The following is a 20823-nucleotide window of genomic DNA, read 5'->3' as shown; positions in this document are numbered from 1 at the left end:
GATTGCCGAACCTACGCGGAAACGGGACGCGAAGCGGTCAGCAACATCACGACATCACCGGACTGCAACGGCGACTGTGCCTCGGCGGGAAAGCACGATCCGTTGACCGCCACGACGATCTGCCCGTCGAGCTCCACACCTGACTGTTCGGCCGCTGCACCGAGCGTGCTCGCGCGGACGCACCGCCGCTCGCTCGCGACGAGTTCGGTCCCCACCAGGATGGACTTCTCGACGACCACCTCGGGTAACCGCCGCGCGCACGCTGCCCGGTACTGCTCGGGGGTGTTGACGTTGAACACCGACACCAGGTCGGGGTCGGCTGCGAACAGCCGCGCGTCGGCGAGCAGGGTCGCCTCGTCGAGCAGGTGCACGTCGACGCTGTCGAGGAGGTCCGACAGGCGCGAGCGCCCGGCTTCCAGCAGCGCAAAGAGGTGGGGCGTGAGGCTGGTGCGATAACCGGCGGCCAGCGGCTGCCGGAATCCCCGGATGCGGGGTATCGCCGCGTCCGGTGTGGCGCAGTCGTCGCCCGCCGCGGCGGCGGTGAAGCCGCGGAGCACGGCGTCGACGAAGGCGGAGTGCAGCAGGGGGAGGTCGGTGGCGCAGGCGAAGGCCAGGGACGCTCCCTCGCGTTCCGCGACGGCCAGCCCGGTGGCCAGACCGTGCAGCGGTCCGCGGCCCTGTTCGGCGTCGTCGCAGACGATCACCTGCGATCCGAGCGCGGGCAGAGCTTGCCCCGGCGCCCGCACGACGATCACGGGACCACCGACGGCTCGGCCCACCACGTCCGTCACGTGGCGCAAGAACGTGGAACCGTGCCATTCCAGTGATGCCTTGACAGCCCCCATCCGGCTCGAGCATCCCCCGGCGAGCACCACTCCGGCCGTCATCGGACCACGTCCTGCTGGGTGCGTTCGAGCGTGGCGTGCCATGCCGTGTCCTCTCCGTCGTTCGGTCCTCGCCCGTGCGTTGCGGTACGCGAATCGACAAGCCGGCTGCTTTTCCACCCGGTCTCGGTGGGGTGCTCAACCGTGATCTCGCCGTCCCGGATGTGCAGCACCATGTCGGCGTGCGCGGTGTCCGACCAGCGATGCGTCACGTGCACGATGGTCCGGCCCCGCCAGGCGCGGCTGATCTCGGCGAGCACCTCATCGGCCTTGGCGATGTCGAGGTGCGCCGTGGGTTCATCGAGCAGCACCAGCTGGGCGTCCTCGACCAGCAGCGCGCGGGTCAAGGCGAGGCGCTGCGCCTCACCACCGGAAAGCGCGGTCCCACCGGGTTCGACGAACGCGTCCAGCCGGTCCTGCCATTCGTCCAATCCCGCAGTGCGCAACGCTTGCGCGATGTGTTCGTCGCTGGCCCGCGGTGCGGCCAGCAGCAGGTTCTCCCGAACCGTCGTCGCCACGAGCTGCGGTTCCTGCGGGCACCACGTCACCGGTTGCGGTGCCCTCACCTGACCGCTTTCGAGTTGCAGGAAGCCCAGCAGCACCGACACCAGCGTCGACTTGCCGCCACCCGAGGGGCCTACCACGGCCACGTGCGCACCGGCCGGAACTCGCAGGTGCGGCACGCACAACGCCGGTCGGCCCGCACCAGGCCAGTGGACTACCACGTCGTCGAGCTCGACGGCACCATCGGACCTCGTGCGGGGGTCGTTGGTCGGGGGCGCCGCGAGCACCGCTTCCAGGTGCGCCTGCGCTTTCCGCAGGGAGCGCAAGTGCTGCGCTGCTGCGGGGAGGAGCCCGACTGCCTCGGTGGCCGCGAGCGGGACCAGGACCAGCAGCGGTGCGAGCTCCGGTGCGAGCACGCCCCGCGCGACGGCGTCCGTGCCCAGCCAGCAGCCGCCGAGAACCGCGATTCCGATAGCGAGGGTGATCAGGCCACTGGCCGCACCAGCACCGAACGCGCCGCGGCGGGCGCGGCGCCCGAGTTGCGCGTCCGCAACGGCGAGTTCGGTGCGCCGGGCACCATCGGCGCCGAACGCCAGCAGTTCAGCGGAACCGTCGAGCAGCGCCAGCACGTGGGCGGCCACGTCCCGTCGGGATTCCTCGGCGGCGGCTGTCGCTCGGCGTTCTGCCGCGAGAGCCGCGATCGGACCGTCGATCGCGGCGATGAGCAGCGCACCGCCGAGCACCGCTCCAGCAGCCGGCAGCACGGCGAACTCGATGACGATGGCGCCGAGCGCAGCCACGATGGCTACGGCTGGGGGCACGATGACCCGGGGGACGAGGTCGCGCACCACGTCGGCGTCATCGACCAGGTGGGCTAGACCGTCGCCGCGGCGGTAGCGGGCGGCGCGCACCGGGCCGAGGCGCACGAGCGCCTCCCACAGCCTGACGCGCAAACGACCGGCGTCCCGCAGCGCGGCGTCGTGGGTCGCGAGTCGTTCGAGGTAGCGCAGCACAGCGCGGGACAAGGCGAAGGCGCGGACACCGACGACTGCGACGGACAGCGAGAGAATCGGTGGTTGTTGCGAGGCCCGGGCGATGAGCCAGGCCGAGGTCGCTGCCAGTGCGATGCCTGACAGCAGGGATAACGAGCCGATACCCGCTCCGATCAGCATGCGCGAGCTGACCAGGTCGCGGAGCCGGGCTCGTGCGGGGGGCGCCTCCGGCGCTGCCGGGATGTCGGTGACCGCGTCGGTATCAGGCGTGGTCGCGGCCGTGTCCGGGCGGTGGCTTGCCAGCAGCACCGCGGCACCGCGATCGGCGGAGTCCCGGAGCGCGTCGTTGACCTTGCGCGCGTTCGCGGCGTCGAGGCTCGCGGTTGGTTCATCGGCCAGCAGGATGCGCGCGTGGCCCTGCAGCCGGAGCAAGGCCCGGGCCACGGCGACCCGCTGGCGCTCGCCGGTGGACAGCGAATCCACCCTACGGTGCACGAGGTGCGCCGCACTCACCTGGCCGAGCGCGCACGAAGGGTCGAGGCCGTCGGGCTGGTCAGACGTGGCGACCGCCAACTCGTCGGCGACCGTTCCGCCGGTAAAGGTCGGACGTTGCGGGATCCAGGCGAATAGGCGCCGCCATTCGGCTGGATCGCACTGGTCGATGTCAACTCCGCCGCAGCTGATCCGGCCTTCGTCAGCGGCGACGAACCCGAGCAGGGCGGCGAACACAGTCGACTTCCCGCTGCCGCTCGGTCCCAGCCCCCCGGATCTCTCAAGACGGACGATGTCCCCGGCCCGCGCGCTGCAGTTGAACCCCTCGGGGGCGCGGCGCTCGCGGCGGACAACCGACAAACCCTCCACCACCAGGGGACCGCGGCCGGGCACGCGCCGACCGTGCGCAGGACTTGTCGTACCCACGATGCCGTCGACTCGTCGGACGGCTTCCACGCCGTCCTCGCTGGCGTGATGGGCCGCGCCGGCTGCTCGCAGCGGTAGGTAGCACTCCGGCGCCAGCACGAGGACGACTAGCCCGGTCGCCAGGTCCAGCTCGCCTGAGACCAATCGCAGTCCGATGCCGACGGCGACCATGGCGACCGACAGCGAGGAGAACAGCTCCAGCACCAGCGCTGACAAGAAGGCCACGCGCAGTGTCGCTGCGGTGGTGCGCCGCTGCTGGTCGCTGAGCTCGCGCACGATCGCGACCTGGGCACTCGCTCGGCCGAACGCGGTGAAAACCGGCAGGGCGCGGACCAATTCGAGCATTCGTGCAGATAACCGCTGCAGCGCGTCCAGGGCGGCGGCGCTGCGCTTCTCGGTGTAATGCCCGACGAGCCAGGCGAACAGCGGGATCAAGGGCACGGTGAGCGCAATGACGATCGCCGACACCCAGTCTGAGAACAGGATCCACGCCCCCACGCACGGTGGCACGATCGCCGCGTTGACCAAGGCCGGTAGGTACTTGGTGAAGTAGGCGTCGAGCGAATCGAGCCCTTTGGTCGCCAGTGCGGTGAGCTGGGCCGGACCACGTCGCTGGATCCACTCCGGTCCACGTCGCAGAGCCGCGTCGACGAGCAGAGCCCGCAGTTCCTCCTTGGCTCCGGTCGCCGCGCGAGCTGCCGCGAACTCCATGCTCCACGCCAACGCGGCTCGCGCCGCGATGGAGCCCGCGAGGACGAGAAGTCGCTCGGGATGGACGGAGCCTCCCGTCACAACGGGAGCCAGGGTTGTGGCGATCGCCCAGGCTTGGACGATCAGTGCCACGGCATTGCAGGCAGAGAGAAAGCCGATCAACGTCAGGGCACGTCGTGCCGAAGCCGACAGCTTCGGGAGTGCCCCGAGCGGGGACAGCGCGTTGCCGGGTCTGGAAGTGGAGTCGCCTGATCCAGCACCCATGTCAGTCACCTCGTTCGGTTGACAGTGACGTCTGGGCCACGCGGGGAGGTGCGTCACGATGGGCCGCGGCTACCACGGGCGCGGCATGGGTAGGAACTCGGCGGTGGCGCTGGCGAGGACACCACCTGGCGGCACCACCGCGAGTCCGTCGGCTGCGGCGAGGCCGCGCAACATCGCTGGCCCGTGGAACGGCAGGGGGAGTGCGGTGTTGTTGTGAAGCCGCACCGGCACCAGCCTGGTGTTGTCCGAATGCCACGGGAGTTCGGTGGTGCCTCGCACCTGGTGGAAGTCGATCGCGGGACGCCCGCTGAGGCGCTCTAGGAGGGGCATGGCCAGGGTGACGATTCCGGCCACGGCAGCCAACGGGTTGCCGGGAAGCCCGACGAGTCGACGGGCGCGACCGTCGGCTGAGTTCGGCAGCTCGGCCAGCAGCATGGGGTGGCCCGGTCGCACCGCCACGGAGTCGACCAGCAAGCGTGCGTTGATCTCGGCCAGCACCGCGTGCAGGTGGTCGACTGGCCCCGCGGCCGTGCTGCCGGTCGTGATCACCACGTCCGCGGGGGAGTGGCGAACGGCGTTGAGCAGCGAATCGCGGTCATCGGACACCAGGCGGCGAGTGATCACCTCGGTAGCGCAACGCAGCCAAGGCTCGAGCATGGGGCTCAGCGCGTCCCTGACGCGGCCTTGGTGGGGGAGGCCGGTGTCGAGCAGTTCGTCCCCGAGCACCAGGAGCTCGACGGTGGGGCGCTGGTGCACCGCGAGGTGGTCGTATCCGGCTGCCGCGGCGAGTCCCAGCACGCCGGGCGTGACCGTGCTGCCCGCCGGCAGCAGTGGTTCGCCACGACTGCACTCTTGGCCGCGTGGGCGGACGTCGCGGCCGGGCGTCGGGGAACTCGCGGTGCCGAGTTCCCACAGCAGCGCGGTGGAACCCTCGACGTGTCCGTGCTCGTAGCGCAGCACTGCGCTCGCCCCGGCAGGAAGTTGAGCACCGGTGGCGATGCCGACGGCAGCCCCGTCGGGCAGCCGCGCAGGTTCCTGGCCGGCGAGCGTGGTGGATTCGTGAATCGTCCAGGGGCCTGGCCCGGCGACGGCCCAGCCATCCATCGCGGAGGTGTCAAACGCCGGAAGGTCTGTCAGCGCGGTCAACGGCTCGGCGAGCGTGTGACCGAGCGCCTCAGGAAGTTTCCGGGTGCGTGCGGGCATCGCGACTCCTGTGTCTCGCGCGATTTTTCGTGCTTTCGTCCATGTTGTGAGGTGACCGTGCGGTCTCGCGTGATGTTTCGGCCTGGTTCTACCGGCTGACATGGTTACGGCCCTCCTTGCCCGCTTCGGTGGTCGTGGCTTGGCCGGGAAGACGATCCGCCGGTGTTGGCGCGGGCGTGGGGGGCGCGCCGATTCGCTGGCGGAAGACCCAGTAGGTCCAACCCTGGTAGAGCAGCACGAGAGGGGTCGCGAAGCCCGCGATCCAGGTCATGATCTGCAGGCTGTAGTCGCCGGAGGCGGCGTTGTCGACGGTCAGGCTCCACTGCGCGGTCAGCGTGGAGGGCACGACGTCCGGGTAGAGAGCGAGGAACAACGTCACGGTCACCGCGACCACGCTCACACCGGAGAAGACGAAAGCCCAGCCTTCTCGGGCACGACGGTTGGCCTCGAGCGCTGCGATCAGACCGGCCAGTCCGAGAATCGCGATCGGGGTGCTGGCGGGCGCCCCGAACTCCACGCTCGTCCAGACCAGGAAGAAGGCCGCCAGCGCGAGGGTGATCAGGCCCGCCTTGACCGCGAGGTCACGCGCACGTCCGCGGATCGCACCGTCGGTCTTCAGCGCAGCGAAGACCGCTCCGTGGAACGTGAACAGGACCACCGTGAGCAGCCCACCGAGCACCGCGTAAGGATTGAACAGGTCAGCCAGGGTACCGAGGTAGACGCCATCGGCTCCGATCGGAAGCCCTCGGACGAGGTTGGCCAGCAGCATGCCCCACAGGAACGGAACCACCAGCGAAGACCAGAACAGGATGACGTCCCAGTTGCGCTTCCAACGGAGATCGTCCCGTTTCGCCCGATACTCCAAGGCGAGGCCCCGCACGATCAAGCCCACCAGGATCATGAAGGTCGGCAGGTAGAAGGCGCTGAACATGGTGGCGTACCAGTCGGGGAATGCGGCGAAGGTGGCGCCCGCTGCGGTGATGAGCCACACTTCGTTGCCGTCCCACACCGGACCGATCGTGCTGATCAGCGCGCCGCGTTCCTTGCTGCTCCGGCCGATGAGCTTGGTCAGGATGCCGACGCCGAAGTCGAAGCCCTCCAGGAAGAAGTACCCGGTCCACAGCACAGCGATGACGACGAACCACACGTCGGGGAGTTGCATGATCCTGCTTCCTCTCGGATCAGTACGCGAACGAGAGCGGCTTCTCAGCGTGTTCGGACGGGCGTGAAGGCACAGTGGAGGCCCGGGGTGGCCGTTCGGAGGTCGGGGGCCCTGCGCTGGCGTACCTCGCCAGCAAGCGGACTTCGACGATCGCCAGGGTCAGGTAGAGCCCGGCGAAGCCCAGCAGCGTGATGAGTTGCTCGGTAGTCGACACAGCTGGGGACACGGCATCGGCGGTGCGCATCAAGCCGTAGACGACCCAGGGCTGGCGTCCCATTTCGGTGAAGATCCAACCACTGGCGTTGGCGATCAGCGGGAACGCCAGGGTGAACAGGCCGATCCGCCAGGCCCACGCCGAGGCCGTGGTGCTCAACTCGCGGTTGTGCGTGACCATCAGCCGCGGGACCGCGTCATGGCGTGTCCGATACTGCGGCGAGAGCCACAACCTATTGCGGGTCAGCCACAGGCCCGCAACACCGACCAAGAAGGAGACCATTCCAGTGCCGATCATGACGCGGAAACCCCAGTAGGCGATCGCGACCTGCGGCAGGTAGTCGGCGGGCTGTCCGCCGAATGCGGCGGCCTCGGCCGCGGCGATGTCGTTGATCCCGGGCACCGGAGTGCTGAAGTCACCGTGCGCGAGGAAGGACAGCACTCCGGGGATCTGCACATCGATTTCGTTGCGCCCCTCGGCGACGTCGCCGTAGGCGAACACCGAGAAGGGCGCCGATCGCTCGGTCTCCCAGAGAGCTTCGGCGGAAGCCATCTTCATCGGCTGCTGCTCGAACATCACCTTCGCGAGGCTGTCACCGGAGAGAGCGGTGCCGAGGCCGGCGATCGCGGCCAGCACCAGACCCAGCCGGAGTGAGCTGCGCATGGCGGCCACCGCCTTGGTGTCCACGGGCGCGCCTCGGTTCTTGCGCCGGCTGTCGCGCCACAGGTGCAGTGCGGAGATGCCGACGACGAAGGCGCCAGCGGTGAGCATGGCGGCGGTCAGCGTGTGCGCGACCACGACCACGGTCGTCTTCTGGAAGAGCACGGCGCCGATATCGGTGAGCTGGGCCTTGCCGGTTGCCGGGTCGATCCGGTAGCCCACCGGGTGCTGCATCCAGGAGTTCGCGGCCAGGATGAAGTAGGAAGACAGCACGGTGCCGAGTGACACGATCCAGAGGCACGCGCAGTGGATCTTCCTCGGAAGCCGGTCCCAACCGAAGATCCACAACCCGATGAAGGTGGATTCGAAGAAGAAGGCCAGCAGTGCCTCCATCGCCAGCGGTGCGCCGAAGACGTCGCCGACGAACCGGGAGTAGGCCGACCAGTTCATCCCGAACTGGAACTCCTGCACGATCCCGGTGACCACACCCAGAGCGATGTTGATGAGGAAGAGCTTCCCCCAGAACTTGGTGGCGTGGAAGTACTTCTCACGGTCCGTGCGCACCCATGCGGTCTCCAGGCCGGCGGTGATGGCCGCGAGACCGATGGTCAGCGGGACGAAGATGTAGTGGTAGACGGTCGTGAGCCCGAATTGCCACCGCGCGAGAGTGTCCTCGGCCAGTGCCGTGTACACGTCAACTCCTCCTCGGCCGCGCGCCTGGACGTGCCGGGATTGCATCGACACGTCGCGGGAAACGCGAAATCTTGACGACGACCACCTTTGTCGCTTTTCCTTGGCGGGTCAAAGTGGTGTTTTCGAAGGGTTGATAACCAGCGCCTATTGATGGCTGAATGATTGCTCCGGTTGTTTCCTGTTGGGGTGCACTTGCGCGCGGTCGAGGTCTGTCCGGTGTGCGTGATGCTGGGCACGTCTGGGCTGGAATGCTCGTGAGCGGTCGTGGCAGAATGCCTGCAACTCCGTCAGTGGCAACGTTTTTCGGCGAACGCGGAGCTTCGTGGTTCGTGATGGTAAAAGCTGCTTATCGGACGATATCTTCTTGTTCTTTGACTTTGTTTCGGATTCGGCGTTCGCTCGTTGCCGACTGGATTTTTGAAGTCCGTCGCTACGCGATTTTCGCGCCCGACGGGCGATTAGGGGATTGGTCACAACATGAGCAGGATGGAAGATCCCGACGACGACCTGAAGGTCACCCCACCGAAGACGTGGGCGACAGGTGTGCCGGCCGTCACGCACGCCATGCAGTACTCGCTCAGCCAGACCTCGCCGCGACGGACCGCGCTGACGCTGCTGAACCTCAACCAGGGCAAGGGGATCGACTGCCCGGGATGTGCCTGGCCGGATCCGGATCCCAAGCACCGGCCGATGAACGAGTACTGCGAGAACGGCGCCAAGCACATCAACGACGAGGCGACCACCAGGCGTGTCGCCGCCGAGTTCTTCCGGCAGCACCCGGTTTCCGAGCTCGACGAGAAGTCGGATTACTGGCTCAACCAGCAGGGACGGCTCACCGAGCCGATGGTCAAGCGCCCGGATTCCGACTTCTACGAGCCCATCGACTGGGACGAGGCCCTCGATCTGATCGCCGGGGAGTTGCGCGCGCTCGACTCCCCCAACGAGGCGCTGTTCTACACCTCGGGGCGCCTCAACAACGAGGCGGCCTTCCTGCTGCAGCTGTTCGCGCGGGCGTTCGGCACGAACAATCTGCCCGACTGCAGCAACATGTGCCACGAGTCCAGCGGGTTCGCGATGCAGGAAACGCTGGGCATCGGCAAGGGCAGCGTCAGCCTGGACGACATGCACCACTCCGACCTGATCTTCGTGATCGGCCAGAACCCGGGCACCAACCACCCGCGGATGCTCTCGGCGTTGGAGAACACGAAGCGCAACGGTGGCGAGGTCGTGGCGGTGAACCCGCTGCCGGAGGCCGGGCTGATGCGGTTCAAGAACCCGCAGAAGATGCGCGGTGTCCTCGGGCGGGGGACCGAGATCGCCGACCAGTTCCTGCAGATCCGCCCCGGCGGCGACTTGGCGTTGTTCAAGGCCTTGAACCTGCTGTTGCTCGAGGCCGAGGATGCCGCCCCCGGCACCGTCCTGGACCACGAGTTCATCCGTGCGCACACCACGGGGTTCGAGGAGTTCGCCAGGCAGGCGCGCGAGCTGTCGTGGGAAGACGTGCTTTCGGCGACAGGCCTGACTCGTCAGGAGATCGAGCAGGTCCGCGATCGCGTGCTCGCCAGCGGCAGTGTCATCGCGTGCTGGGCGATGGGCTTGACCCAGCACAAGCACGGCGTGGCCACGATCCGCGAGGTCATCAATTTCCTGATGTTGCGCGGGAACATCGGCAAACCCGGGGCGGGGGTGTGCCCGGTGCGCGGGCACAGCAACGTGCAGGGGGACCGCACGATGGGTGTGTGGGAGCAGATGCCGCAGGAGTTCCTCGACTCCCTCGAGCACGAGTTCGGATTCACACCGCCGACCGAGCACGGCTGGGACTCGGTCGACTCGATTCGCGCCATGCTGGACGGCCGCGCGCGGTTCTTCCTCGGCGTGGCGGGCAACTTCGTCCGCGCCACCCCCGACAGCGAGGTCACCGAGAAGGCGATGCGGCAGTGCCGGGTGACCGCGCACATCTCCACCAAGCTCAACCGATCGCACACCGTGTGCGGTGAGACTGCCCTGATCCTGCCCACCTTGGGGCGAAGCGATCGCGACATCCAGGCCGGAGGCGAGCAGTTCGTCACGGTCGAGGACTCGATGAGCATGGTCCACGCCTCCCGTGGACGGCTCGAGCCGGCATCGGATCGGCTCCTCAGCGAGGTCGCCATCCTCGCCCGGCTGGCCCGCCGCGTGCTCGGGGACGATCCCGACATCCCGTGGGAGGGGTTCGAGGCCGACTACGACACGATCCGCGACCGGATCTCGCGCGTGTTGCCCGACTTCGAGGACTTCAACACCCGGGTGGCCGATCCCGGTGGGTTCGCGCTGCCGAACCCGGTGAACAGCGGCACGTACCCCACCGCGACCGGAAAAGCGGTCTTCACCTGCAACGAGTTCGAGAGCATGGAACCGGGCAAGGGATATCTGGTCCTGCAGTCACTGCGCTCGCACGACCAGTGGAACACCATTCCGTACGCGTTGAACGACCGGTACCGCGGTATCCACAACGCACGGCGGGTCGTGCTGGTGAACCCGGCGGACCTGGACGAGCTGGGCATCGCCGATCAGACCGAGGTGGACCTGGTGAGCGTGTGGCACGACGGTGTCGAACGGCGGGCACCGGGCTTCCGGGTGATCGCCTACCCGGCGGCGCGCGGGTCCGCGGCCTCCTACTATCCGGAGACCAACGTCCTGGTCCCACTGGGCAGCGTGGCCGACACCAGCAACACGCCCACCTCGAAGGGTGTGCTCGTGCGCCTGGAACCCGCCGCCAGCGCGAGTTGACGAGACCCGGCAGGCGCTCGCTCCCGGAACGCGGGGCGGGCGCCTGCCCGCGGTTCATGGAACGCAGCCTGACCCCGAGCGCTGCCCGGCCGGGCCGGGGACGCCGTAGAAGGAGAACACGATGGGAAGAGTGACCGTCAGACGTCCGGTGTTGCGCATCCGCGATGGCAGGCAGTCGCAACGGCCCGACACCCTCGCTGCCGAAGAACCCGATGGAGATCCGCATCGGCGGGCGTCCGGTCACGGTCACCATGCGCACTCCTGGTCACGATTTCGATCTCGCGACCGGGTTCCTGGTGAGCGAAGGCGCGGTGCGTGCGGCCGAGGACGTCATGTCCATCCGATACTGCGCGGGTGCCATGGCCGATGGTGTCAACACCTCCAACGTCGTCGATGTCGCACTGGCGCCAGGAACCCCGGAACCCGAGGCATCACTGGAACGCAACTTCTACACCACCTCGTCGTGCGGGGTGTGCGGAAAGGCCAGCCTGGATGCGATTCGCACGACGACGACGTGGCCGATCGCCGATGACCCGCTGGAAATCGACCCGGCCACGCTCACGTCCTTGCCCGATGTGTTGCGGTCCGCCCAGCGGGTGTTCGACAGCACAGGCGGACTGCACGCGGCCGGACTGTTCACATCCGATGGTGAACTCATCTGCGTACGCGAGGACGTCGGGCGGCACAACGCCGTCGACAAGGTCATCGGAAACGCCGTGCGGTCTGGCCTGCTCCCGCTGCGTGAAACCATTCTCATGGTCAGCGGCCGGGCTTCGTTCGAGCTGGTTCAGAAAACCGTGATGGCCGGGATCCCCGCCTTGGCGGCCGTGTCCGCGCCTTCGTCGCTGGCCGTGGAACTCGCCGAAGACAGCGGACTCTCGCTGATCGGTTTTCTGCGTGGTGAGTCGATGAACGTCTACTCCGGAGCCGAACGGCTGACGTTCGAATCCGCGTAACGGCATGGCCGGAACCGTCGTCAGGTGCGGAACGCTGTGCTGAGGTGGGACCGGTTCCGGCTCGACCTCAGCTTCGGCCGTCTGACGAGCACCGCCATCGCGATGCCGGCGGCGACCCCGATCAGCGTGTCGATGCCGCGATCGGTGAGCATCGTCAGCGGGTCGGACGGGTCGGCGAGCTGGGTCATCAACATGATCAACGGCGTGAAGAAGCCGAGAGCGATGCCGTAGTGGCGCATCATGAACAGTTCCGTCGGGAACAGCAGCACGATCACGAGGACGGCGAGCACGGTGCTGCCGAAATCGGGGGCCAGCAGCAGCGCGGTGGCGACGAGGCCGGTCAGCGTTCCCAGGACGCGGTGGATTCCGCGGTGGACGACGTCGTGGATACCGGGGTCGAGCAGGTTCGCCTTGTCGATGACGGCCAAGGGCACGGCGGCTGACACCATCGCCCAGTTGGCGTGCTCGGTGCCGAGCAACAGGCCGCACGTACCGGCGACCGAGATCGCGAGGGCGTAGCGCGCAGCGTGGATCAGCAGGTCGAACGCGCACGGGCGCCGGCGGTTGGTATCGCGGGTGCTGCGCTCGCCCGGGGTGGTCCTGGCGGTCCCGATGCGGGACACGAGCAGGCAGAACAGCGCGGTGCCCAGGCAGATGCCCACGGCGAGGTCGTACGGCACGTGACCTGCCGGGATGGTGGCGGTGGTGCCGAGCGCGAAGATGCCGAAGAAGGGGCCCGCAGGACGCAGGTCCAAGGTGTCGGTCAGCAACGAGATCAGGGTCGCGCAGCAGACCGCGACCGCGACGAGTGCCCAAGGAGGGGCTTGAAGCTCGGAGAGCAGAACGCCGGTGCTCACCGAGGCCACGAGGATCGCGCCTGCTTGGGTTTGATGTCTCAAGCGGAGGCGGTATGGCTCGGCTCGCCCGTACATCCCGGTGAAGGAACCGAACACGGCGTAGACGAGCATCTCGTAGTGGCCGGACAGCAACACCAGGATTCCGGGGAAGAACAGGCCCAGCGCGACCCGGAACGCGTGCACGTGGTCCCTGTCGGACGGGCTCATCCTGATGAGGAGGCGGACGTGCCCGCGGACCGACCGCAGGTGCTCCTGTCGACGAACAGCGCGCAAGGGAACCTCCCGATCGCGTCGGTGCGGTAGCGCACCGTCCTGCCCGCGATCACATCGAATTCTGCGTTCTGGGAAATGCCGCGACGGCATCCCGCGTGAATTCCGGCCCCTTTGCCGCGAATTTCATCGCAATTGGTTACAGGAATTATCTGCCGCTGGATCCGAGATGTCCAAGTGGTGATTTCGAACAGGCGATAAGGGTGGCTTATCGGTCGGCTCCGCGTCGGCGCTCACCTGCGGGTGTTCAGTCGACCGGGCTAGAACGGTGTGGTCAAATGGGTCATGCTATTCCGCCAGCTTGAGTACTTCGTCGCCTTGGCGCGGGAGCGCCACTTCGCGCGAGCGGCAAGTGCTTGTTATGTCTCGCAGCCGGCGTTGTCCGAGGCCATTCGCAAGCTCGAGCACGAACTCGGAGTGCCGCTGGTCTGGCGCGGGCACAACTACGAGGGGCTGACCCCGGAGGGGGAGCGGCTGGTGCTGTGGGCGCGGCGGATCCTGGCCGAGCACGACAGCCTCAAGCAAGAGGTCGCGGCCCTGCAAACCGGGCTCACCGGCCGGCTCCGGCTGGGCGTGATCCCGGCGGCCTCGGGCACGGTCGCGTTGCTGACCGATCCGTTCTGCGCCGAACATCCTCTGGTGAACGTGCATCTCGAAACCAGCTTGCGATCGAGCGAGATCGTCGATCGCATTCGCCGGTTCGAGCTGGATGCCGGTCTCGTCTACCCCGACGACCAGGACGTCTCGGACGTCCTCGTCCACCCGCTCTACGAGGAACAGCACGTGCTGGTCGCCAATGGCGAACTGGTAGCAGGCTACGCGGACACCATCAGCTGGTCGGATGCGCTCGAATTGCCGATGTGCCTGCTCAACGAGGGAATGCGCGGGCGCCAGCTCATCGACGCGGCATTGGCCGCGCACGACCTGAAGCTGACACCGCGGCTGGAAACGGATTCGTTCGTCTCGCTGCTCGCGCACGTGGGAACCGGCCGGTGGGCCTGCATCATTCCGCAGACGTGGCTGCGGACCCTGCGGCCACCTGCGGGTGCCAGGGTGCTGCGCTTGGAGGCGCCGTCGTTGCGGTCTTCGATCGCGCTGGTCACCAGCGCCGCCGAGCCGGGGCCGGTGCTGGCTCGAGCGTTGCGGCGCACCGCCCAGAACGCGGAGATCGCGGGCACGCTCGGAACCGCCCCTCCGTCGGACGAGTGATCGGCGCGGCGGCCGTCAGCTGGCCGGACTACCGGGGATGATGCTCCGCTGTCCTGGTTCGCGGGCGGATTCACTCGGGTGGAGGTGTGCCCATGCTTGGTGAGGTCGGCTTCGCGCTGGCGGTGGTCGGTGTCGTGGTGCTGGTGGGCCAGTCCGGTCGGTGGACGCGTCTGCCCGACGCGGTCGCGCTCGCTGTGGTCGGGCTGGTGTACGCGGCGCTTCCCGGGCCGACCGTGCGGTTGGATCCGCAGGTCGTGCTCGACCTGGTGCTGCCCCCGCTGCTGTACTACGCGGCGCTCAACTCGAGCTTGCTGGCGCTGCGCAACCGCCTCCGGGCAGTCATCAGCCTGTCCGTGCTGTTGGTGCTGGTAACGGCGTTCGCCGTGGGCGGTGTGGTGGCGTGGCTGGTGCCGGTGGTCCCGTTGGCCGCGGCGGTCGTGCTGGGAGCTGCCGTAGCTCCTCCGGACCCCGTGGCCGCGCTCGCCGTGGGGCGACGTGCTCAGCTGTCCGGCCGGTTGTCGACGCTGATCGAGGGCGAGGGTCTGCTCAACGACGCCACGGCGCTGACGGTGTACCAGCTGGCGCTGGTTGTCGCGGTCGGCGGGCAGTTCGATGCCGGATCGGCTGCCGGGACGTTCGTGCTCGCGGTGCTCGGCGGGTTGGGCATCGGGAGTGCGGTCGCGTTGCTGGTGCGATCGACCAGGCCGTTCCTGACCGATGCCATCCTGGTCAACGCGGTCTCGCTGGCCACGCCGTTCGTGGCTTACGTCTTGGCCGAACTGTGCCGGGTGTCGGGGATCCTCGCGGTCGTCGTGGCTGGTTTGATCATCGGACATCAGAACCCGCGGTTGCAGAGCAGCGCGAGCCGGATCCAGATCAGCGCGGTGTGGCGGCTGGTCAACTTTCTGCTCGAGGGCGTGGTGTTCCTGCTCATCGGCATGCAGCTGCCGGAGGTGGTGCGCGGCGTCGAGCAGTACCCGCCGGCAACCGTGGTCACCGCCGTCGCGGCCACGCTGGGCGGGGTGCTGCTGGTACGACCTGCCTGGCTGGTGCTCACACAGCACGTGCCGCGCCGCTTGCGGAGCAGGCTCGGTGGCCTCGATGACCGCAGAACTGCCGAAAAGGCGTTGTCAGGTCGGGAAATCACCGCGTTGAGCTGGGCAGGCACTCGCGGCGTGATCACCCTGGCCGCGGCGTTCGCGATCCCGGAAACGACTGACTCCGGTGCCGCTTTCCCCGCGCGTGATCTTCTACTGCTGTCCGCGTACGTGGTCGTGCTGGTCACGCTGGTCGGTCAGGGCCTGACGTTCGGACCGCTCGTGCGCGTGCTGGGAACACGCGCCGATCTGGTGGATCAAGCGCGGCTGCGCAACTACGCGCGCATCGCCGCGGCTGACGCCGCTTTGATCAGGTTTGACGAACTGGTGCGCGACGAGCAGCTCTCCGAGCAGGCAGCCGCCAGCATCCGCAACAGCCTGATCGCACGCCGCCGACGGCACGCCGACCAAGCGGCGTTTCTCGAGGAGGATCCGGCCACACCGCGTTCGGCCGACTACGAGTCCGCGCTGCGGGTGCGCCGCGGTGTGCTGGACGCCCAGCACGACGAACTCCTCAAGTGGCGTGATGCCGGGCGCTTGCCGGACAGCGATCTGCGCTTGCTCCAGCGAGAACTCGATCACGAGGAGCGCACCCTGCCGATGCCCACCGAGGGTGACTCCCGAGGACACGCCTAGGGGCTGCGGCGCTCGATTCGCACGAGAACATGGTGCGCGGCTGCGCGTTCGGGAGGTTACTGCTCGACCGCTTGCGTCCTGATAGGACGCGCCGATCGACCCATCGGAAACGCGTCTTGGCCACAGTGGATGGTGTGGTGCTGTACTTCGGTCACGGCCTTGTACGCGGCGGTCCGGTCTCCACCGCGCGAGATTCGAGGGGGTGTGTCGTGCCGGTGTGGCGGGTGCGCGATTTCCACGGCGACGACCTGGATCAGGCGATCCACATCTGGGATCAGAGTCGCGAAGGTGCGGAACCGGTTTTCTCGGCCGCCGAGGTGGTGTCGATGGCGCAGTCCGGTCACCCGGCGATGGTCGCGGTCGTCCAGGACGACGTCGTCGGGATGGCGGCGGCGAGAGTGGAAGGCGAACGGGCATGGCTGGCTCTGTTCGCGCTGGACAGTCGTTGGCGCAACCGTGGCATCGGCAGCGCTTTGCTCACCGAGCTCGAGAAGAAGCTGCGTCATCAGGGCGTGCACCGCATAGCGAGCCTGGTTCCCGAGGGAGCGGCTGGGGAGAAGGCGATGGCCAATTCCGGCTACCGCCCGCGCACCGATTTGACCTACTTCGAGAAGGTCGAGGAACTCGACCCAGCTGATGTCGACATGCTCGAACACCTCGGCGGCAGCCTCATCCCGCCGGGACGATGGGATGAGCTCGCCGGGATGCAGCGGGAGAAGGACGTCATCGAACGCCGGGTCGTGCTGCCGATCACGCACCGCGAGCAGGCGGAACGGCACGGTGTGTTGCCGCCGAAGGCCACCGTGCTGTTCGGGCCGCCCGGCACCGGCAAGACCAGCTTCGCCAAGGCGATCGCCTCCAGACTGAACTGGCCATTCGTCGAACTCTTCCCCTCGCGACTGGCGGCCTCGTCGCCGGACGGACTGGCGGCGTCACTGCGGGAGGTCTTCGCCCAGCTGGAAGAGCTCGATGACGTCGTGCTGTTCATCGACGAGGTCGAGGAGATCGCGGGTACTCGCTCGACGCCCTCGGCGGGCCCAGCGCACGGTGTGACCAACGAGCTGCTGAAGTTGATCCCCGGGTTCCGCGAGCACGATCACCGGCTGCTGGTCTGCGCCACCAATTCGGTGCACTCGTTGGACCCGGCGTTCCTTCGACCGGGGCGTTTCGACTACATCATCCCGGTCGGTCCGCCGGATCGGCCTGCGCGTCGGGCCGTGTGGTCGCGCTACCTCGGACCAGCACGCGACAACGTCGACCTGGACCTGCTGGTCGAGCGGAGTGAGTTCTTCACCCCGGCCGACATCGAATTCGCGGCACGTCAGGGTGCGCAAGCGGCTTTTGAACGTGACGTGTTCGAGGCGAGCGGGGAACTCGCCACCACCGAGGACTACTTGCAAGCGATCGCCGAGGCGCGCCCGACGCTGTCGGCTTCGGCGATCAGCGACTTCGAACGCGATATCGAGGTGTACACGCGGCTGTAGGCCGTGCTCGCTCGTGATCGTCTGTGCACGACGGAAAGGTGGATGTGCGCTATGCGTAACCGGCCGCTCGTCTGGGCCTGCGCGGCCGTCCTGGTCGCGTCCGGGTTGATCGCGTTCCACGTGGTCGCAGCGCCGCGAGGTGAGCTGGCGGGAGGGCTCCACATCGGCATGGGGCTGATCTTCGTCGGACTGCTTGCTGCGAAGCATTACCTGGACCAGAAGGCGCTCGCCTTGTCCAAGCGGCGGCACGGCGACCGAGCTTCACAGCAAGCTCGGTCGTGATCCGCGGCGCCGGTTAGCCGCTGCTCGCTGAGCGTTCCACGGTGATGGTGACGTGCTTCATCAGAGGCTGATCGCTCTGGGAGCTGTGATCACCGAGGGCGCACAGGACGTTCATCTCGGGCATGTACCCCGCGGCGCAGCCTCGCGGGATGTCGTAGGGAATCGCCGTGTAGCCCTGCAGATGACGGGTGCTGCCGTCGCGGGCCGTGCTGGTGATGTCGACGTCGTCGAATTCGCTGATGCCGCTTTCTCGCATGTCGTCGGCATTCAGGATTTCCTCGCTCTGTATATGTGATGGTTTCAGGGGGTATTGAATTTGGCTCCTGGGTTGGGCCGGCGGGCTTTGGCCTTCCAGTGCGAGGGGGTGTGGCTCGCCGGTGAGTGCGGAGAGGGCGGTGGCGGCTTCTTCGATCTCGGCGCGGATGTAGGTGGTTGTGGCGGTGGGTTCGTGTCCGCGGGGTAGGTGGCCGGCGTAGGCGCGGGTGACGGCGTAGCCGAAGTGGCGTTCGACCCAGGTGAGGGTGGTGTGCCGAATCCAATGGATGCTGACCTGTTGTGCGGCGACCCAGGGCAGGTGGTCTCCGATGCGGTTCCAGAGGTGGTCGTAGCGGCGGCGGGTGATGGGTCGACCGTCGCGGTAGCGGAACACGGTCGCGTCGGGAGCGGTGTTGTGGCGGTGGTGGATATGGGCACGTAGGTGGTCCATGAGGCTGGGCGAGATGGGCTGTGTTCGTCGTGTGCCACCTTTTTCGGTCAGTTGGACGACGCAGAGTTCGGGGTCGAGGTCGCGTGGTCGGAGGGTGAGTGCGCCGGCGCGGCGGCATGCGGTTTCGGTGTGGAAGCGGAGGAGGAGTGAATCGAGAGCGGGGTCGTTGCCGGTGGTGGCAGCGATGTGGTTGATCTCGGTGAGGTGGCGATTGGAGAGGGCGCGCCGGGTACTGGGCAACCTGGTTGGTTTTGGCACGCGACTGGCCGGGTTGGCGGTTCCCGAGAGCAAGCCGTCTGCTTCGGCTTGTTCGTAGAGGCGGCGTAGCGCTGCGATGAAGTGCTCGGCGGCGCTGCGGCCACCGCGGCTGTTGCGCCGGGTAAGAGCTCGCGCTTGAACGTGTTCCGCGAGGAGTCGGATCTCGGTACTGGTGGGCTCGGTGAGTCGACGTTGCGGCCAGTGTTCGACGAGTTGTCGCCAGTAGCGACCATATGTCCGTCTGGTGCCGACGCTGACCGAGGCCGCTACCAGGGGTACGTACTGCTCGAATGTCGGCGTCGGCGGATCTGTGGTGGTGAGATCGGTGGGGGCTAGGTTGAGTCGCGCCAGGAGGACGCGGAGTGCCTGAAGTTCCTCGCGGATTCCCTCAGTGTCTCCCTCGTCGGTTTCAGCGCGCATGTCAGTCCTGAGCGATGACCTGGGTGTGGAAGAGGAGAAGCATCTGTTCGACCATGGCCTCTGGGTATAGGAGGACGAGATCGTGGCTGGGCATGGCCGTGAGCAGGACGCTGCGGCCGGGCTCAATGCCACAACGTCCCCTGACTCTGGATGGAATCCCGAGGCAGCCGCGCCCTGGCAGCGTGACGGTGCCGTCTGCTGGGTCCCGGCGGATCACGACGATACCGGCGACTGTGGTGAGTGAGAGCCGATCGTGGGGTGACCAGCCGAGTCGGTCGAGAACGCTGCGTGCGGCGATCCGGCCAGAACGATCGATGCGTCCCATGCTGAATGCTGATGAGCTGTCTGCCACCGGTCCCAGCTCGGGAACGGGAAGCGGGGGAATCTCTAGCTCGGCGTCAGGCCTACGGTCGGGGATAACGGCAGCGACGATGGATTCCGTCCATCCTGTCGGGCCAGTTTGTTCGTCCCGGTTAAAGCGGCCGATCCTTTCCATCTCCGTCGCCTCCCCCTGTTCCGTGCTCTGAGTGTGTTTGGAAAGCCCACCGAAGTCCCGCTCAAACCTCGGAGATATATGGGAAGGGTAGTCGGGATGGTGCGATTTCCGTCGCAGTCAGTCGGTGCTCCCCCCCCTACGCCCGTTGATCGGCGGGCCCGCGACCGCTCACGAACTGGTTCCGCAAGACCCGTTCGTTCACGACTGAAGAGAGCGGCGAGGCGGCGGATGGCGCGGTGTTGGAGGGCTTTGACCGCGTTGACATCGCGATTCATGGCTACTGCGGTATCGGCGATCGAGAAGTCGTGGAAGAACCGCAGCAGCAGGCACTTCCGCTGGGACGATGCTTTCCGGGCTGGCGTGTGCGACTTGGGTGCTGGCGGTGTCATGATCGAGGAGTTCGTTCCGGTGGCGGGCGGATTTGAGCTGGTCGCGGATCAGATTGGCGGCGATAGTGGTGAGCCAGGCGCCGACGTCGCGGCCCTGGTAGGTCACGGTGTGCAGACTTCGCAGCGCGCGCAGGAAGGTCTCGCTGGCCAAGTCCTCGGCCACGGCCTGGTTGCGGAGACGGGCCTGCAGGTAGCGGTGTAGTCCTGGTGCGTAGGTCTGGTAGAGGGTGGCGAAAGCACCGCGATCGCCGGCCTGTGCGGCAGTCACGAGCTGCCAGGACGCGCTGCTCCTCGGGGACGCGATGTCTGTGGGAGGAGTTGGTGTGCTCATGGGGCTCGTCACGAGTGAGTTACGGCAGCTGAGGTCGTGGAAGGCGCTGAGGCATGGCGGCTAGGCCTCCTGGTCTCGTGCAGTCCGCGGATCGCGCCGGTGGCCGCGTAAGGAACGAGAAGTGCTTTGGAGGCCGTGCCTCCGGTCTCTGGCGATCAGATCGCGCAGCGTCCCGACGAGCCAGCCGATGAGTGGGATCAGTGCCGGACTGACCATGAACAGCATGAGGGGGATCGCCATGCTGAGCAGTTGGGCCATGCCGTTGGTCATGGTGCGCCCCATTCTTGCCATGTCGTGCACGGTGGATTGGGCTAAGCGGTTGAAAGGGTCCTGCGCTGCGGAGTCGGCGGTTGAGATCAGTGCGATGAGCAGCTGAACCATGTGGGCAGCCTTGGCGCCCGGACTTGCGGCGGTCGATGCGGTGGGCTCGCATCCGCCGATGCACCGCAGCTTTACCT

Annotated in this window: 16 protein-coding genes and 1 pseudogene; 6 read left to right on the top strand and 11 right to left on the bottom strand. The window is 67.4% G+C overall.

What is annotated here, in order from left to right; all coding sequences use genetic code 11:
- Positions 1-11: 11 nt before the first annotated feature.
- The 5 genes from mobA to R4I43_RS04405 form a co-directional block, all read right to left on the bottom strand.
- A complete protein-coding gene (gene mobA / locus R4I43_RS04425) occupies positions 12-887 on the bottom strand; it encodes a molybdenum cofactor guanylyltransferase (protein WP_324264209.1) in 876 nt (291 codons plus the stop codon).
- Positions 884-4273 carry a thiol reductant ABC exporter subunit CydD gene (cydD, locus tag R4I43_RS04420; protein WP_324264208.1) on the bottom strand — a complete coding sequence of 1130 codons (3390 nt, stop codon included), beginning with the start codon at positions 4271-4273 and terminating at the stop codon, positions 884-886. The genes mobA and cydD overlap by 4 nt, the downstream gene beginning before the upstream one ends.
- A 69-nt stretch (positions 4274-4342) precedes the next feature.
- Positions 4343-5578, bottom strand: coding sequence for a molybdopterin molybdotransferase MoeA (locus R4I43_RS04415; RefSeq protein WP_324264207.1), 1236 nt, complete (start codon positions 5576-5578; stop codon positions 4343-4345).
- Positions 5565-6638, bottom strand: coding sequence for a cytochrome d ubiquinol oxidase subunit II (gene cydB / locus R4I43_RS04410; RefSeq protein WP_324264206.1), 1074 nt, complete (start codon positions 6636-6638; stop codon positions 5565-5567). The genes R4I43_RS04415 and cydB overlap by 14 nt, the downstream gene beginning before the upstream one ends.
- A 19-nt stretch (positions 6639-6657) precedes the next feature.
- On the bottom strand, positions 6658-8205 hold the full coding sequence (locus R4I43_RS04405) for a cytochrome ubiquinol oxidase subunit I (RefSeq protein ID WP_324264205.1): 1548 nt from the start codon (positions 8203-8205) through the stop codon (positions 6658-6660).
- Positions 8206-8682: 477 nt separating this feature from the next.
- Between R4I43_RS04405 and R4I43_RS04400 the strand changes: the two genes are divergently transcribed.
- Both R4I43_RS04400 and fdhD read left to right on the top strand, forming a co-directional pair.
- Positions 8683-10974: an FdhF/YdeP family oxidoreductase gene (locus R4I43_RS04400; protein ID WP_324264204.1), complete on the top strand. Its 2292-nt coding sequence runs from the start codon at positions 8683-8685 to the stop codon at positions 10972-10974.
- 121 nt (positions 10975-11095) lie between these two features.
- Positions 11096-11930 (top strand): annotated as a pseudogene (fdhD, locus tag R4I43_RS04395) (formate dehydrogenase accessory sulfurtransferase FdhD).
- A gap of 20 nt (positions 11931-11950) precedes the next feature.
- Here fdhD and R4I43_RS04390 read toward each other — a convergent pair.
- Positions 11951-12994, bottom strand: coding sequence for an FUSC family protein (locus R4I43_RS04390; protein ID WP_324264203.1), 1044 nt, complete (start codon positions 12992-12994; stop codon positions 11951-11953).
- Positions 12995-13327: 333 nt separating this feature from the next.
- Here R4I43_RS04390 and R4I43_RS04385 point away from each other — a divergent pair, with 333 nt between their 5' ends.
- The 4 genes from R4I43_RS04385 (at position 13328) to R4I43_RS04370 (ending at position 17765) form a co-directional block, all read left to right on the top strand.
- Positions 13328-14266, top strand: coding sequence for a LysR family transcriptional regulator (locus tag R4I43_RS04385; protein ID WP_324264202.1), 939 nt, complete (start codon positions 13328-13330; stop codon positions 14264-14266).
- A gap of 92 nt (positions 14267-14358) precedes the next feature.
- Positions 14359-15999, top strand: coding sequence for a Na+/H+ antiporter (locus R4I43_RS04380; protein ID WP_324264201.1), 1641 nt, complete (start codon positions 14359-14361; stop codon positions 15997-15999).
- 29 nt (positions 16000-16028) lie between these two features.
- Positions 16029-17483: an ATP-binding protein gene (locus tag R4I43_RS04375; RefSeq protein ID WP_324264200.1), complete on the top strand. Its 1455-nt coding sequence runs from the start codon at positions 16029-16031 to the stop codon at positions 17481-17483.
- Between the two features lie 51 nt (positions 17484-17534).
- Complete coding sequence (locus R4I43_RS04370) at positions 17535-17765, top strand: hypothetical protein (protein ID WP_324264199.1); 231 nt, start codon at positions 17535-17537, stop codon at positions 17763-17765.
- A 13-nt stretch (positions 17766-17778) separates the two neighbouring features.
- Here R4I43_RS04370 and R4I43_RS04365 read toward each other — a convergent pair whose 3' ends face one another.
- The 5 genes from R4I43_RS04365 to R4I43_RS04350 are packed head-to-tail and all read right to left on the bottom strand — an operon-like array spanning position 17779 to position 20746.
- A complete protein-coding gene (locus R4I43_RS04365) occupies positions 17779-19149 on the bottom strand; it encodes a tyrosine-type recombinase/integrase (protein ID WP_324264198.1) in 1371 nt (456 codons plus the stop codon).
- Between the two features lies 1 nt (position 19150).
- Positions 19151-19645, bottom strand: a complete 495-nt coding sequence (locus R4I43_RS04360; RefSeq protein ID WP_324264197.1) for a hypothetical protein — start codon at positions 19643-19645, stop codon at positions 19151-19153.
- Complete coding sequence (locus R4I43_RS34265; protein WP_407691195.1) at positions 19537-19941, bottom strand: hypothetical protein; 405 nt, start codon at positions 19939-19941, stop codon at positions 19537-19539. The genes R4I43_RS04360 and R4I43_RS34265 overlap by 109 nt, the downstream gene beginning before the upstream one ends.
- Positions 19844-20365: an RNA polymerase sigma factor gene (locus R4I43_RS34260; RefSeq protein WP_407691187.1), complete on the bottom strand. Its 522-nt coding sequence runs from the start codon at positions 20363-20365 to the stop codon at positions 19844-19846. Before R4I43_RS34260 ends, R4I43_RS34265 begins: the two co-directional genes overlap by 98 nt.
- Before the next feature lie 60 nt (positions 20366-20425).
- A complete protein-coding gene (locus R4I43_RS04350; RefSeq protein WP_324264195.1) occupies positions 20426-20746 on the bottom strand; it encodes a hypothetical protein in 321 nt (106 codons plus the stop codon).
- Between the last annotated feature and the right edge of the window lie 77 nt (positions 20747-20823).

This window comes from Saccharopolyspora mangrovi, assembly GCF_035320975.1.
In the GTDB taxonomy this organism is placed as follows: domain Bacteria; phylum Actinomycetota; class Actinomycetes; order Mycobacteriales; family Pseudonocardiaceae; genus Saccharopolyspora; species Saccharopolyspora mangrovi.
Note: the sequence above shows the minus strand (reverse complement) of the source record. Positions and strands in the feature narration are given on the sequence as shown.